The following is a 14,104-nucleotide window of genomic DNA, read 5'->3' as shown; positions in this document are numbered from 1 at the left end:
AAGGGAGACTGAGTCTCCCTTTTTATTGGACTAAGCTTAGCGTTGAGTCTCGCTTATAGCTTTGCAATATATTACTTAAATGTTGACCAGATTGGTGCGTGATCTGAAGGCTTCTCGATACCACGAAGCTCATAGTCGATACCAGATTCAATACACTTTTCCGCTAGAGAAGGGGTTGCCAAAATGACATCAATTCGTAGGCCACGGTTATCATCAAAACCGCGAGAACGGTAGTCAAACCACGAAAATTGATCGTTCACCTCTGGGTATAGCTTACGGAAGGTGTCCACAAAGCCCCAGTCTAGTAAGGCTTTCAACCATTCGCGCTCTTCAGGTTGGAATGAACATTTACCTGTTTTTAGCCAACGTTTACGGTTTGGCTCGCCGATACCGATATCTGCATCAATAGGGCTGATGTTGATGTCACCCATAACAATCAATTGCTCGTCGTTATTGTGATGATCGTTTAGGTAGGTCATCAGATCTTTATAGAATTGGCGCTTGTATGGGAATTTGGTTTCGTGGCTGATGTTATCCCCTTGAGGGAAATAGCCGTTTAGCACAGTGACCTTTTCGCCGTTTTCATTTAAAAACGTTGCCATGATCATGCGCTTTTGATGTTCCTCGTTATCCGTCGGGAACCCTTTTTGTACGTGTAGAGGCTCTTGCTTACAAAGCATTGCTACGCCGTAATGTGCTTTTTGACCATGAAAATACACTTTGTAGCCCATGGCTTCGACAGCTTCAATCGGGAATGCTTCATCGTGAACTTTAATTTCCTGAAGACCAATCACATCAGGTTGGTGTTTGTCGATTAGCGCTTGGAGTTGGTGCAGTCGCGCACGTAGTCCATTGATGTTAAAGCTGATTACTTTCATTATTTATCCTTTTGGGGGCGTACTTTTTATGAATAGTATCATTGTGTAAGAGCACTGAAAATGAGTCTCGGTGAAAGGAGTGAAACGCTCTGAGCTACTTTGCTTTTAATTTGTTTTCTAAGTCGTTTTGCACGATCTTTAAAGCGTTAAGCGCAACTTCTGGATCTATCTCATTGCTCTCAAGCAAATAGATTAAATCGACAGCCAGTTTGATCTCTTCAGGTGCGTCATCTAAAGGCGAGGTTGGTTGGTCAGCCATTATTGATGTTTTTCCCTATGTGTAATTTGGTTCTCTAGCTTAAGAAGTGCTGCTTCACAACGCGCTAAACGTTGCTCGGTTGCTAGTAATACTTTTTGAGCGTCGGCACGCATAAAACTAGGAGCGCTTTCGACAGCACGTTCTTTTTCTAACACCATCTCGCGCAAGCGTCTTGCCCACTCTTGGTGTTGAGCGAGCTCCTGATAAAGCACGTTGATAGGCTTACGGAAATGGCTGCTATGTTTGATTTCATTCTTACGAATTTTAGTGGTAGAAATCTCGCGTTGAATCGCACCGATTTGCGCCACTAACCGTTCAGTGAGGTACTCAGCACGCAAAGCGGTGAGCTTACCTTCATTTTGCTCACGCACAATCGCATCCAGCGTGGCTTTTGCTTCTTTTACGCAAGGAGTAAGTAAGCGAGAGCGGCAACCAAATAAACGCTCATCAAAAAGCGGAACATGATGTTCGCCTCTTTGACGGTCAAGAACAGCGGCTTGCTTCGCCATTTGTTCTAGATTTTCCTGGAGTTGAGAAATGTTCATGACAAACCTACAAACCATGCGTCATAAGCCAATTTAATGGCTAGTATGCTGACGACAGTAACAAATACAGGACGAATGAATTTAGAACCAAATCTAATAGCGGAGTGCGCGCCAACAAAAGCACCAGCCATTAAACATACTCCCATTGTTAAGCCTAGCACCCAGTTGATATGTCCGAGGAATGCAAAAGTGATCAAAGAGGTAAAGTTACTGGTAAAGTTCATTGCTTTTGCTAAGCCAGAGGCGAGCAAGATATTCAGCCGGTACAGCGCCATTGAACTTACTGTCCAAAAAGCCCCAGTTCCAGGCCCTGCGAGTCCGTCGTAGAATCCGATTGATAAGCCTTGTATGTACTGTTTTTTATGAAGTTTGGGGCAAGGCTCGGGTATTGGACTTTGATGAGCAGAGTGGGGCGTTTTATGAAAAACGGTATACAACGCTGCCGCCAAAATAACAAGCGGCAATCCTTTTTCCAGCCAATCTGTACTAATCGCATCTACAAATAGCGTACCTAATGTCGCTCCGACGAGTGTCGCCACGAATGCACGCCGCCAGCATTGAGGCTTGAATAGACGTTTTTTGTAGTACGTAAATGCTGCAGTAGAAGAAGCAAAGGTAGCGGCAAGTTTATTGGTGCCTAGTGCAATATGAGGCGGCAAGCCTAGCGAAAGTAGAGCAGGTACGGTAAGCATGCCACCACCACCGGCAACTGCATCAATAAATCCAGCGACAAAAGCGACAAGCGCCAACACCAACAGCATGGTTGGCTCAATCATTTCCATAAATGGTGATTCTTCTAATATTCTATTTTACGTTTAAATGGAGGTAGTGAGTCGATTAAGGCTTGTCCGTATCGCTTAGTGACTAGGCGTCGATCAAGAATCGTTACTCTACCAGAATCTCTCTCTTTACGCAGTAAGCGACCTACGCTCTGGATCAGCTTTTTGCTTGCGTCTGGTACAGTTATTTGCATAAACGGGTTTCCTCCTTTTTTCTCAATGTATTCGGAATGAGCCTGCTCAACAGGGGAGGTTGGAACGCCAAATGGAATTTTTGTAATCACCAAGTTTTCAAGTAATTCGCCAGGTAAGTCTAGCCCCTCAGAGAAACTGCCAGTACCAAATAAGACGCTGGTTTTATTTGATTCTATTAGCTTTTTATGTTTTTTTAGAATTTCTTGACGTGAGCTTTCACCTTGAACTTGCAACGCCCAGCCTTTTTTTATGAACTCCGAAGAGAGTGCCTTCGCGACTTGGTTCATCTGCCAATAGGATGAGAATAATACTAAGTTGGCTTTCTTGTCTTCCAAGTACTTAGGCAATATCTCGATAAGATATTCAGTAAATTGAGGCGCTGGTGGTTCATATTTCATCGCAGGGATGAGCAATTCTGCCTGGTTTTGGTAATCGAATGGTGACGCAAGCGCTAAAAACTGAGTGCCTGATTCTGGTTTTCCATCAATACCAACCTGATGGCAAAAGTAATGGAAAGAGTTTAATGCACGCATCGTTGCGGAAACCAAAATGGCGCCAATACATCTGCTCCAAATCTGTTGGTCGAGTTGCCATCCAATTTCAAGTGGCGAAACACTCACAATGAAATCACCCTCGTGATCGGGGTGGGTTTCTAACCAGCGAGCTAAAGGCGCACCTTTTTCACGGGCTGGTTCAGCCATTAAATGCCATACTTGCGCTAGGTTTTCTAACCTTTGAATGTAGAAACCGAGCTCTGCAAGCGCTGGTTCAGCCAACCTTGTCGCAAGCTCCCCGTCCCTTACTCTTTCCGCAATAAGGTCGGCAATTTTTGCCACACTTTGATTTGCTTTTTTACTGAACTGCTTTAACTCTTTGGATTGGTTCTCTAGCCACTCCGGTAGTTCACCGTGTTCGAAGCGGTAGATACCCTCTTCAAATTGAGCTGGGTCGAACTGTTTGGGCAATTGACTCAGTGCCGGTATCAAGTTCTGAACCGCGTCTTGAAGGTCGTTGCGAAATCGAGCTACGCGTTTCTCGTCTGCGAGTGATGAAAACTTACTAATCGACTGATTTAACTTCTCAAGCCATGCTGCCGCACCTTTTAAACTCGCAGATGCTGAAGCATGGTCACGAGCGACGTGAGGTAAGTGATGTGCCTCGTCGAAGACGTATATCGTATTTTCTGGCTCAGGTAAAATCACGCCGCCACCTAAATCTGCGTCTGCCATGACGAGAGAGTGGTTAGCAATGATGACATCGTTTTTATCCAACTCTGAGCGCGCTTTTTGGAATGGGCAGCCGCGGTGGCCTGGTAAACTGTTATTGCAACTGTGTTTATCACTGACAATCAGTTGCCAAAGCTTATCGTCGATGGGTTTAGGCCAAGAATCACGGTCACCGTCCCATTTACCTTGCGCAAGAGAGCGATGCATTGTTTCTAACAGCTCTATATCTTTTTGCTTAGGTTTGGTTTCAAACATGGCTAACTGGCCACCATCAGCACCGCTAGCAGTGGCGAGCTTTTCTGCACAACAATAGCGTTGACGGCCTTTTGCCAAAATAAAAGAAAACTCTCGGTCGGTAATCCGACGAAAAAGAGGGAGGTCTTTATTTATGAGCTGCTCTTGCAGAGCGACGGTCGCCGTTGAGATAACCACTTTCCTATTGTTATGTACAGCCACGGGAATGGTCGCCATTAGATAAGAGAGCGATTTACCAATTCCAGTCCCTGCTTCTGCAACGAGTATTCGGTTAGATTTGTGATACTGACCGCACAGCGTTTTTGCAATCTCTGCAACAAGGTAGTTTTGTGCTCTTCTAGGCACAAAGTTATCAAGTTGATCTTGAAGGTTTTGATAGCTATTACGAATCGATTTTTGAATGTTACTGGTCAGCATACGGGCCTCAAATGCGTTGGAGGCGAATAGTAGCACACATCACTAGTTGTACAGTAGTTCACAAAACGGAATGCTTTTATAAGGAATGTAGATCTCCTTCACAAAAAAATATTGAACCTAATCTTAATGAAATTAATTTCATTATATGAAAAATATAAAACTCCAACTTGGTCTGATTTGTAGGTTTTTATTCTTTTTTTGTTTTTTTAAAATTTACTTATTGGATTAAAAAACCATTTGTTAATAATTTTGTAAATTACAAATAATAACGGGGATTGGTTAGATGTTCGTCGAATAAATAAAGGTAAACTTATCAAGTTGTTGTTTTGTAATGGTATTTTGTTTTTTTTACATTGGTATTTAGAAAATTTGACAGCCAGAATAATCTTTTGCACTCTTAGCTCCAGATTTTGAGGAGGTGCTGTATAACGTTTTGTTAACGCTCTACCTCAAGCATATAAAAAAAGGGAACCGGACAAGGATATCCCGAACTAAGAAAAGGCAGTGGATTAATTATGAAAAAAACTCTATTAGCACTAGCTGTAGTTGCGTCTGCAACTTCAGTGAACGCAGCTGAAGTATTCAAATCTGAAGAAGGTTCTGTAGATTTCTACGGTCAGCTACGTCCAACTCTTCTATTCACAGAAAAAACTGATCACACAGCAGAGCTAAACACTAGCTCTTCTCGTACTGGTGTGAACGCGGTTTACGTTGTTGACGAAAGCCTAAAAGTTCTGGGTGAAGTTGAAATCGGTGTTGCTCTAGGTGACAACTACGACGCAGGTGCTGATTCAAGCGAGCGTACAGATGACTCTGTATACGTACGTCGCCACATCATCGGCTTTGATATGGGTGATATGGGTACTCTTCGCTTCGGTAAAGAAGGTACTTGGGCTGATGACGTATACTTCGCAGATTACTCTTACTTCTTCGGTGGTAACGCAGCGGAAACTGCATACGGTCACGCTTGGAACAACGATTCTCAAATCAAATACGCTTACGAAAATGACGCATTCTGGCTAAAAGCTGGTTACGCGCTAGGCGAAAAAGATTCTAACGAAGAAGTACTAGAAGTATTCGTTGGTAAATCTTTCAACGACCTATCTCTACACGCTGGTGTACTTACTGCGAACAACGACATCAACGTAACTAAAGAGAAAAAACTAGTTCTTAATGGTGTAGAGCAAACAGTTTCTCACACAGAGCGTACTGATAACGAAAACCTATCTTTTGAAGTAACTGCTGAGTACGCACTAAACGAGCACACTCTAGGTGCTACGTACTACTACAACGAAAACGAAGATAAGCTAGGTAAATCAACAGTTGATTCACACTACATCGTTGTAGCTGGTATGTTCGCTGTTGCTCCTAAAACAACTCTATACTCTGGTTACGAGTACCTAGCTCAGTCTACTGACGAAGCAGGTAAAGTAGACGCAGACTCTTCTTGGTTCTACGCTGGTGTTGAATACAAGTTCTCTAAATGGGCACGTGTATTCGCAGAAGCGGGTTACACTTTCGAAGGTACTGACTTCGACAACAAAGACACAGACGACGCAACTAACTTCGGTGTTGGTGCTCGTTTCTACTGGTAATCAATACCCAGTTTGATATTGTAAGACCCAGCTATATGCTGGGTCTTTTACTATGAAGATAAGGATGAAAAATTCTATGCAGTTATCATTAAAAGTGGCAATGGCACTGTCTATTTTTGCCAGTACAAACCTCTACGCTGCAACGACTTTAGTGGTTCCAGAAGACGTGAAGTTATTGGCCGTCAACATGGAGAAGCCAGATCTAGAAGGTGGTCTTTTTTCTAGTGAGAAGACAATCGAACTACCTGACGGAACGAATCAAATTGTCTTCAAATATCAACCTACATTCGAAATTAACGAAAACCTTAAGACGGTTTACAGTGATGTAATCGTTGCTAAATTTGATGCTGAAAACGAAAAGTTAACGTTTGAACTGCCAGAGTTTAAAACTCTTCGCCAAGCGCAAAACAACATCTCGCCTCTAGATTGGCAATTACTGGATACCAAAGGCCAACCTATTGCTTTGGTCGAAGATGTATTAGAGTCAGATGGTGTTCAAATTGGTCGTAATTACCCTCAAGAATCTCGTAACTACAATATTGCTGGCGGTATCGCGAGTGTTGCCGTTAGTTATGTAACTGTGAATCAGCATCAACAATCAGTAAGTGATATCGAGCCTCGAGTTGAGACTAGTGATACCCGTTCAACAGCCGCATCGAACGACAGCCCAATGGTTGATGTATTAAAGACTATGTACCAGAAAGCGTCTCCGGCGGAAAAAGAGGCATTTAAAAACTGGCTTGCTGAGCAGTAATCCCTTAGTTCATTAGATAGGGCTTAACTGAAAAAGTACGAATCTAAAAAGCAGGCTTTAAGCCTGCTTTTATCTTTTCTGCTTATTAGAGAGAGATTTCTCTCCATTCACCAGGCATTAGGTCGTTAAGGACGATATCACCCATCGAATGACGAATGAGGCGCAAAGTAGGGAAGCCAATGTGCGCAGTCATGCGACGCACCTGACGATTTCTTCCTTCGATAATGGTAATGGCTAACCAAGTGGTAGGGATATTTGCTCGAAAACGGACCGGAGGGGTTCTGTCCCAGACTTGTGGTTCTGGAATAACTTCAACTTCGGCTGGTAGAGTCATACCATCTTTTAGCTCTACTCCCTTCCTCAATTTTTCAAGATCTTGCTCCTGAGGAGCGCCATCGACTTGAACCCAATAAGTCTTCGGCGATTTTGACTTTGGCTGCGTTAACTTCGCCTGCAAGATGCCATCGTTAGTGAGTACCATCAAACCTTCGCTGTCTCGGTCCAATCGGCCAGCCGCATAGACATTTTTGATTGGGATATAGTCCGCTAACGTTTTGCGACCATCGCCATCGGTAAATTGACTGAGCGTATCGTAAGGCTTATTGAAAATAATGACTTTACGTTCTTTAGGGGCCACTTTTGGCTTTTGGCTTTTTGTTGGGCGATTAGGGCGGCGGTCTTGCTGAGTACGAGTCTTCGAGCCATTGCGAGCTCCTGAGTGTTTAAAATGGCCCGTTTTAGACTGGTTACGACTGCGACCTTTTTCCTGACCTGTACGAGATGACATGTTAACTACCCTGCAAAAATGTAAATGAACTGTGTTTGAAAGTTTTAAGTTTTCTCATGATCGGATATGATTTGCGCGCCTAAAACTAACAAACGCGCACAGAATGATAGACTAATTCGTGTTATTTGTTTAATTATATCAGTGCACTCATGGATTCAGAGCTTAGAGCTTCAAACTACAACAAAGAGTGCGAACCGCATGTGGCGTTAGTGAGGAGACATGTACTGCTAACGTGCAGCAATGCGTCAATTAAACCAACTCAGACGCTGAGTTGATCAGCCAACAAGTTGATTAAAAAATAGGGAAATTTCATGCCTACAGAAAAACCTACAATTATCTACACCATCACTGATGAAGCGCCGGCGCTAGCAACTTATTCATTACTACCAATCATTCAATCATTCACAGCATCGTCTGGCATCAATGTAGATACTCGTGATATTTCACTAGCAGGTCGAATTATCGCTAACTTCCCAGAGCATCTAAAAGAAGAACAGCGCATTGGCGATGCGTTGACTGAGCTTGGTGAACTAGCTCAAACTCCAGAAGCAAATATCATCAAGCTACCTAACATTTCAGCTTCAGTTCCTCAGCTTAAAGCGGCGATTAAAGAGCTTCAGGCGAAAGGTTACGATTTACCAAACTACCCAGAAGAGCCGAGCACGTACGAAGAGAAAGCGATTAAAGCGGCTTACGACAAAATCAAAGGTAGTGCGGTTAACCCAGTACTTCGTGAAGGTAACTCAGACCGTCGTGCTCCGACTTCGGTTAAGAACTACGCGAAGAAAAACCCACACTCAATGGGTGCATGGTCAGCAGAATCTAAGTCTCATGTTGCGAGCATGTCAGACAATGACTTCTTTGGTAGCGAAAAGTCTTCAACTATCTCTGGTGCAACAGAGGTCAAAATCGAGTTTGTCGGTAATGATGGTACAGTTAAAGAGCTTAAGTCTGCGTTCCCATTACTAGATAAAGAAGTCATTGATACTTCAGTAATGAAGAAGAAGGCGTTGGTTGAATTTTTCGAGAAAGAGATTGCTGAAGCGAAAGCACAAGACGTGCTGCTGTCTCTTCATATGAAAGCGACGATGATGAAAGTTTCTGACCCTGTCATTTTCGGTCATGCAGTAAAAGTTTACTACAAAGACGTTTTCGATAAGTACGGTAAGCTGTTTGAAGAGCTAGGCGTTGATGTAAACAATGGCATCGGTGATGTTTACTCAAAAATTGAGTCTCTACCTGAAGCGCAAAAAGCAGAAATTGAAGCGGCCATTCAAGCGGTTTACCAAACTCAACCAGAACTTGCGATGGTTGATTCTGATCGTGGTATCACAAACTTACATGTACCAAGTGACATTATTGTAGATGCTTCTATGCCAGCAATGCTTCGCTCTTCGGGTCAAATGTGGGGACCAGATGGTAAACAAAAAGACACCAAAGCGATGATTCCAGATCGTAGCTACGCAGGTATTTACCAAGCGGTTATTGATTTCTGTAAAGAGCACGGCGCATTTGATCCAACCACTATGGGTAGCGTACCTAACGTTGGTCTAATGGCTCAGAAAGCTGAAGAGTATGGTTCTCACGACAAGACATTCATTCTAGACGCTGCGGGTACTGTTCGCGTTGTTGATGCTTCAGGTAACGTACTGTTAGAGCAAGCGGTTGAAGAAGGTGATATCTTCCGTATGTGTCAGGTTAAAGACGCACCAATCCAAGATTGGGTTAAACTAGCAGTGACTCGCGCACGTGCAACAGGTGTTCCAGCTGTATTCTGGCTAGACGAAAACCGTGCGCACGATGCTGAGCTCATCAAGAAAGTAAACGCCTACCTACCAGATCACGATACTGACGGTCTAGAGATTAAGATCCTATCTCCTGTTGAAGCTTGTAAGTACTCACTAGAGCGTATGAAAGCGGGTCTGGATACTATCTCTGTAACGGGTAATGTTCTTCGCGACTACCTAACAGACTTGTTCCCAATTCTAGAGTTAGGTACGTCTGCTAAGATGCTATCTATTGTTCCATTGATGAATGGTGGTGGTCTATTTGAAACAGGCGCTGGTGGTTCTGCTCCTAAGCACGTTCAACAAGTAGAAAAAGAGAATCACCTTCGTTGGGATTCTTTGGGCGAGTTCCTAGCGCTTGCAGCTTCGTTAGAGCATTTAAGTGTAGCGACAAACAATCCTAAGGCTCAGGTTCTAGCAGATACACTAGATAAAGCGACCGGTGAGTTTTTAGACACCAACAAATCTCCGTCACGCAAAGTGGGTGAGCTAGATAACCGTGGAAGCCACTTCTATCTTGCACTTTACTGGGCGAAAGCGCTTTCAGAGCAAACGGGTGATGCGGATCTTGCTGCTGAATTTGCACCAATTGCAAAAGCGCTTTCAGAGCAGGAAGAAACGATCGTTGCTGAGCTAAATAATGCGCAAGGCGTGAAAGGTGAGCTAGGAGGTTACTACTTACTAGACGATGCATTGGTTTCTAAATTGATGCGTCCAAGCGAAACCTTTAACGCAATCATTAACAAGTAAGTTAGTGTAAAAACACGTCGTTTTCGGCGTGTTTCCTATCCTGTAAGTGCGTTGTAAGTGTTCCTTTTGTAACACGTGCTCTAAATAGTAAGAAACCCGCTATCTTGGCGGGTTTATTTTTCTCTTCAAAACATCAACGTGGCGTTTCGAGAGCAATATTTTTATATTTCGACAGCGCTCTAATTATTTGGCTTGGCCTTCAAGAGGCACGACGCTACTCGCGTGACAGCCTTTGGGACCTTTTTCAATCTCGTAAGAGACTTGTTGGCCTGCTTTCAGTGTACGATAACCGTCCATCTGGATAGTTGAGTAGTGGGCAAAGATATCTCCCTCTTCTTCATCTGAACAAATAAACCCAAATCCTTTGGCATTGTTAAACCACTTTACTGTACCTGTAGCCATGCTTTACATCCCTCATGCATTTTTTACTGATGTTGTTACTGCAACCAAGTTATACCTTTAACTTGGTACTACCATTGTCAGCGAATGCCAACAAACGTCAAATCAATGATAAGTCACATTCATCAAACCACTTAAAGAAGAGAGGTTTCAAAATGATGATTTATGCATCGACACTTTCCACTGTAGTCAATGAATTTCGACAGTCAATAGCAGTGAGCAACAAACAGAAACATAATTGAAAACAAATCACTTTTGAGATTAACAAATTTGCAAACAGTTTTTCGTATATACGCAGAAGTTTAGTCAATTTGCCTATGAAGTGGTTCATACTGAAAAAGCCATACTGTCCGTGTTGCTTATGGTAGAAGAATCCTCTGACTGAATAAAAAATGAAGTTTTCGTGATAATTACCGTATTCTCAATGAGGAAGTGTGATCCAGATAGAAGATGATGGGGCGGTTTGCAATAGTCCGAAAGCAATAAATAGAAAGTTCTTTTATAAGAAAAAATGCGTAACTTATCGACAAGCATCTTTTATTTGCGCCGTATCAAGACGTGCATTAGTCTCTATATTAGGTAGCAACTTTTATCGATCAAAGATCGAATTCGGTGCCATAACTCACTACACCGCGCTGCACGCTTGTGGTAGATTGTTTTTATAGGTCGAAAACATCAACCCTTTGATACGATATCTTTAGATTGCCATGAGTAAAAATTTTGAATGGGTCACTCCGGACTCTGATCTTCTGGAGCGAGAAAGTACGAAAGTCCAGCCACCTAAGCTGTACAATGTCGTACTCAATAATGATGACTATACACCTATGGATTTCGTCATAGAGGTGCTTGAGCGATTTTTCTCACATGATATTGATAAAGCAACTCAAATCATGCTTCAGGTCCACTATGAAGGAAAGGCAATCTGCGGCACATACAGCGCAGAAATTGCCGAAACAAAAGTAGCGCAAGTTACGATGTACGCAAGGGAAAATGAACATCCGCTACTTTGCACTATGGAGCAAGCGTAAACAAAGAAGACTTGCTCGAACAACCCCAGTTGTTTTTTCGGGAGGTACTTATGCTAAATAAAGAACTAGAGTCAAGCCTTAACGGTGCATTTGCTCGGGCGCGCGACAAACGCCACGAGTTTATGACTGTCGAACACCTCCTACTTGCATTGTTGGAAAATGATGCAGCTAAGGAAGCCCTTCTAGCTTGTAAGGCGGATCTTGACGCTTTACGCAACGAACTCGATATTTTCATCGATCAAACTACGCCTCTTATCCCAGATAGTGATGAGACGCGTGAAACGCAGCCGACTTTGAGTTTTCAACGTGTACTACAACGCGCCGTCTTTCATGTACAGTCGTCTGGTCGTAATGAAGTAACAGGCGCCAACGTGCTTGTTGCTATCTTCAGTGAGCAAGAGTCGCATGCCGCTTACTTACTGAAGAAAAATGACATCTCCCGATTAGATATTGTTAACTTCATCTCCCATGGTATTACTAAAGCATCAGGTGCAGGTGAGGATTCATCATCAGACTCGTTTAGCTCAGAAAGTGTTGAAGAGCCTAATTCTGAAGAACGCCTAGAAAGCTTTGCGACGAATCTTAATCAAGTCGCTAAAGATGGAAACATCGACCCACTCATTGGACGTGATAAAGAGTTAGAGCGCACTATTCAGGTACTTTGTCGACGCCGCAAGAATAATCCACTACTAGTGGGTGAGGCAGGGGTTGGTAAAACAGCCATTGCGGAAGGTCTTGCATGGCGAATTGTCGAAGGGCAGGTCCCTGAGGTTATTCAAAACAGCGTGATTTATTCACTAGATATTGGCTCTTTGCTCGCTGGTACCAAATATCGCGGTGATTTTGAAAAGCGCTTCAAGGCGATTTTGAAACAACTTGAAAAAGAAGAAGATGCCATTTTGTTCATCGATGAAATACATACCATCATCGGTGCAGGCGCGGCATCTGGTGGTCAAGTCGATGCAGCAAATCTTATTAAGCCTCTTTTAAGTAGCGGTAAGTTGCGTTGTATTGGTTCGACGACATACCAAGAGTACAGCAACATTTTCGAGAAAGAGCGTGCGTTGTCTCGCCGTTTCCAAAAGATAGACGTTGTAGAGCCTTCATTGGATGATACAACTAAAATCTTGATGGGCTTGAAGCCGAAGTACGAAGCTCACCATGAAGTACGTTATACCAATAAAGCACTGCGTGCCGCGGTAGAACTGTCGGCTAAATACATTAATGAACGCCATCTACCAGATAAGGCCATTGATGTCATTGATGAAGCTGGTGCGCGTAGTCGTCTTGCTCCTGCAAGCCGTCGTAAAAAAACGGTCGGAGTGGCTGATATCGAATCAATGGTTGCCAAAATGGCGCGAATTCCAGAGAAGTCGGTTTCTTCTTCAGATAAAGACATTTTGAAAAACTTAGATAGCAAAATGAAGATGTTGGTATTTGGTCAAGATAATGCGATTGATGCATTGTCCGAGGCGATCAAGCTGACACGTGCAGGTTTAGGTGTAGACAACAAACCTGTTGGTTCATTCTTGTTTGCAGGCCCAACAGGGGTTGGTAAAACAGAGGTGACGGTGCAGTTATCTAAGCTTCTAGGTATCGAACTACTTCGTTTTGATATGTCTGAGTATGGTGAGCGTCACTCCGTAAGTCGCTTAATTGGTGCGCCTCCTGGTTATGTCGGTTATGACCAAGGTGGTTTGCTAACCGATGCTGTTATTAAGCACCCACACTCAGTCGTATTACTTGATGAGATTGAAAAAGCGCACCCTGATATCTTTAACCTGTTGTTGCAAGTCATGGATAACGGTACGCTAACGGACAACAATGGTCGCAAAGCAGACTTCCGTAATGTCATTCTTGTTATGACAACTAACGCAGGTGTGGCGGAAACCGAGAAGAAATCAATTGGTTTGATTCAACAAGACAACAGTCACGATGCAATGACGGAAATTAAGAAGGTGTTTACTCCTGAGTTCCGTAACCGTCTTGATAACATCATCTGGTTTAACAGCCTTGATGAAAGCGTTATCCATCAAGTGGTTGATAAGTTCATTGTTGAACTGCAAGTGCAACTTGATGCGAGAGGCGTTTCAATGGAAGTATCGCAAGACGCTCGCCATTGGTTAGCACATAAAGGTTATGACAAAGCTATGGGGGCTCGCCCAATGGGGCGTGTTATCCAAGAACAGCTTAAGAAGCCTTTGGCTAACGAACTGTTGTTTGGATCTTTAGTTGACGGCGGTACAGTGAAAGTAACGCTGGTCAACGATACGCTTGAGTTTGAATACTTAAGTGAGAAAGAGACAGCGATGCATTAATCGTTAGTCGGTAACAAACGCAAAAGCGCACGAGAAGATCGTGCGCTTTTTTATCTGAACTAAATCGGAAAAAATTGTGCAATAAAAAACGGAGCAGCTTGCTCCGTTTTTTATTGCATCCGAAAATCAGAG

The 14,104-nt window shown here is 43.2% G+C and carries 12 protein-coding genes; 5 read left to right on the top strand and 7 right to left on the bottom strand.

Translation table 11 applies throughout. The annotated features are described in order from the left end of the window. Positions 1–71: 71 nt before the first annotated feature. The 5 genes from xthA to dinG form a co-directional block, all read right to left on the bottom strand. Positions 72–878 carry an exodeoxyribonuclease III gene (xthA, locus tag NL626_RS02825; protein ID WP_005387861.1) on the bottom strand — a complete coding sequence of 269 codons (807 nt, stop codon included), beginning with the start codon at positions 876–878 and terminating at the stop codon, positions 72–74. A 94-nt stretch (positions 879–972) separates the two neighbouring features. Next, positions 973–1,137, bottom strand: a complete 165-nt coding sequence (gene rsmS / locus NL626_RS02820) for a pleiotropic regulatory protein RsmS (RefSeq protein ID WP_005378432.1) — start codon at positions 1,135–1,137, stop codon at positions 973–975. After that, on the bottom strand, positions 1,137–1,682 hold the full coding sequence (locus NL626_RS02815; RefSeq protein ID WP_005378431.1) for a primosomal replication protein: 546 nt from the start codon (positions 1,680–1,682) through the stop codon (positions 1,137–1,139). The genes rsmS and NL626_RS02815 overlap by 1 nt, the downstream gene beginning before the upstream one ends. Further along, positions 1,679–2,464, bottom strand: coding sequence for a TSUP family transporter (locus NL626_RS02810; protein WP_138940022.1), 786 nt, complete (start codon positions 2,462–2,464; stop codon positions 1,679–1,681). The genes NL626_RS02815 and NL626_RS02810 overlap by 4 nt, the downstream gene beginning before the upstream one ends. A 14-nt stretch (positions 2,465–2,478) precedes the next feature. Further along, the gene (dinG, locus tag NL626_RS02805; protein WP_253656966.1) at positions 2,479–4,554 is read right to left on the bottom strand and encodes an ATP-dependent DNA helicase DinG; all 2,076 of its coding nucleotides are present in this window, start codon (positions 4,552–4,554) and stop codon (positions 2,479–2,481) included. 515 nt (positions 4,555–5,069) lie between these two features. Between dinG and NL626_RS02800 the strand changes: the two genes are divergently transcribed. Together NL626_RS02800 and NL626_RS02795 are read left to right on the top strand one after the other, a co-directional pair. Then, positions 5,070–6,149, top strand: coding sequence for a porin (locus tag NL626_RS02800; RefSeq protein ID WP_005378424.1), 1,080 nt, complete (start codon positions 5,070–5,072; stop codon positions 6,147–6,149). Positions 6,150–6,225: 76 nt separating this feature from the next. Continuing rightward, positions 6,226–6,903 carry a DUF2057 family protein gene (locus NL626_RS02795; RefSeq protein WP_017634732.1) on the top strand — a complete coding sequence of 226 codons (678 nt, stop codon included), beginning with the start codon at positions 6,226–6,228 and terminating at the stop codon, positions 6,901–6,903. An 85-nt stretch (positions 6,904–6,988) separates the two neighbouring features. Here NL626_RS02795 and NL626_RS02790 read toward each other — a convergent pair whose 3' ends face one another. Beyond that, positions 6,989–7,690, bottom strand: a complete 702-nt coding sequence (locus NL626_RS02790) for a pseudouridine synthase (RefSeq protein WP_206957394.1) — start codon at positions 7,688–7,690, stop codon at positions 6,989–6,991. A gap of 311 nt (positions 7,691–8,001) precedes the next feature. Between NL626_RS02790 and NL626_RS02785 the strand changes: the two genes are divergently transcribed. Further along, positions 8,002–10,227 (top strand): NADP-dependent isocitrate dehydrogenase, encoded by a 2,226-nt coding sequence (locus tag NL626_RS02785; RefSeq protein ID WP_253656965.1) that lies wholly within the window; start codon positions 8,002–8,004, stop codon positions 10,225–10,227. Positions 10,228–10,410: 183 nt separating this feature from the next. Here NL626_RS02785 and cspD read toward each other — a convergent pair whose 3' ends face one another. Then, positions 10,411–10,629 (bottom strand): cold shock domain-containing protein CspD, encoded by a 219-nt coding sequence (gene cspD, locus NL626_RS02780; protein ID WP_005378407.1) that lies wholly within the window; start codon positions 10,627–10,629, stop codon positions 10,411–10,413. A gap of 704 nt (positions 10,630–11,333) precedes the next feature. On the opposite strand from cspD, the gene clpS reads away from it, so the two are divergent. After that, positions 11,334–11,654 (top strand): ATP-dependent Clp protease adapter ClpS, encoded by a 321-nt coding sequence (clpS, locus tag NL626_RS02775; RefSeq protein ID WP_005378419.1) that lies wholly within the window; start codon positions 11,334–11,336, stop codon positions 11,652–11,654. Positions 11,655–11,704: 50 nt separating this feature from the next. Beyond that, entirely contained in the window at positions 11,705–13,972 is a 2,268-nt protein-coding gene (gene clpA / locus NL626_RS02770; RefSeq protein ID WP_151514644.1) for an ATP-dependent Clp protease ATP-binding subunit ClpA, read from the top strand. Positions 13,973–14,104: the final 132 nt, after the last annotated feature.

The sequence above is a fragment of the Vibrio sp. Y58_MX_L22 genome (genome assembly GCF_024181865.1).
Lineage (GTDB): Bacteria > Pseudomonadota > Gammaproteobacteria > Enterobacterales > Vibrionaceae > Vibrio > Vibrio alginolyticus.
This window is presented reverse-complemented; position numbering and strand designations above follow the sequence as displayed.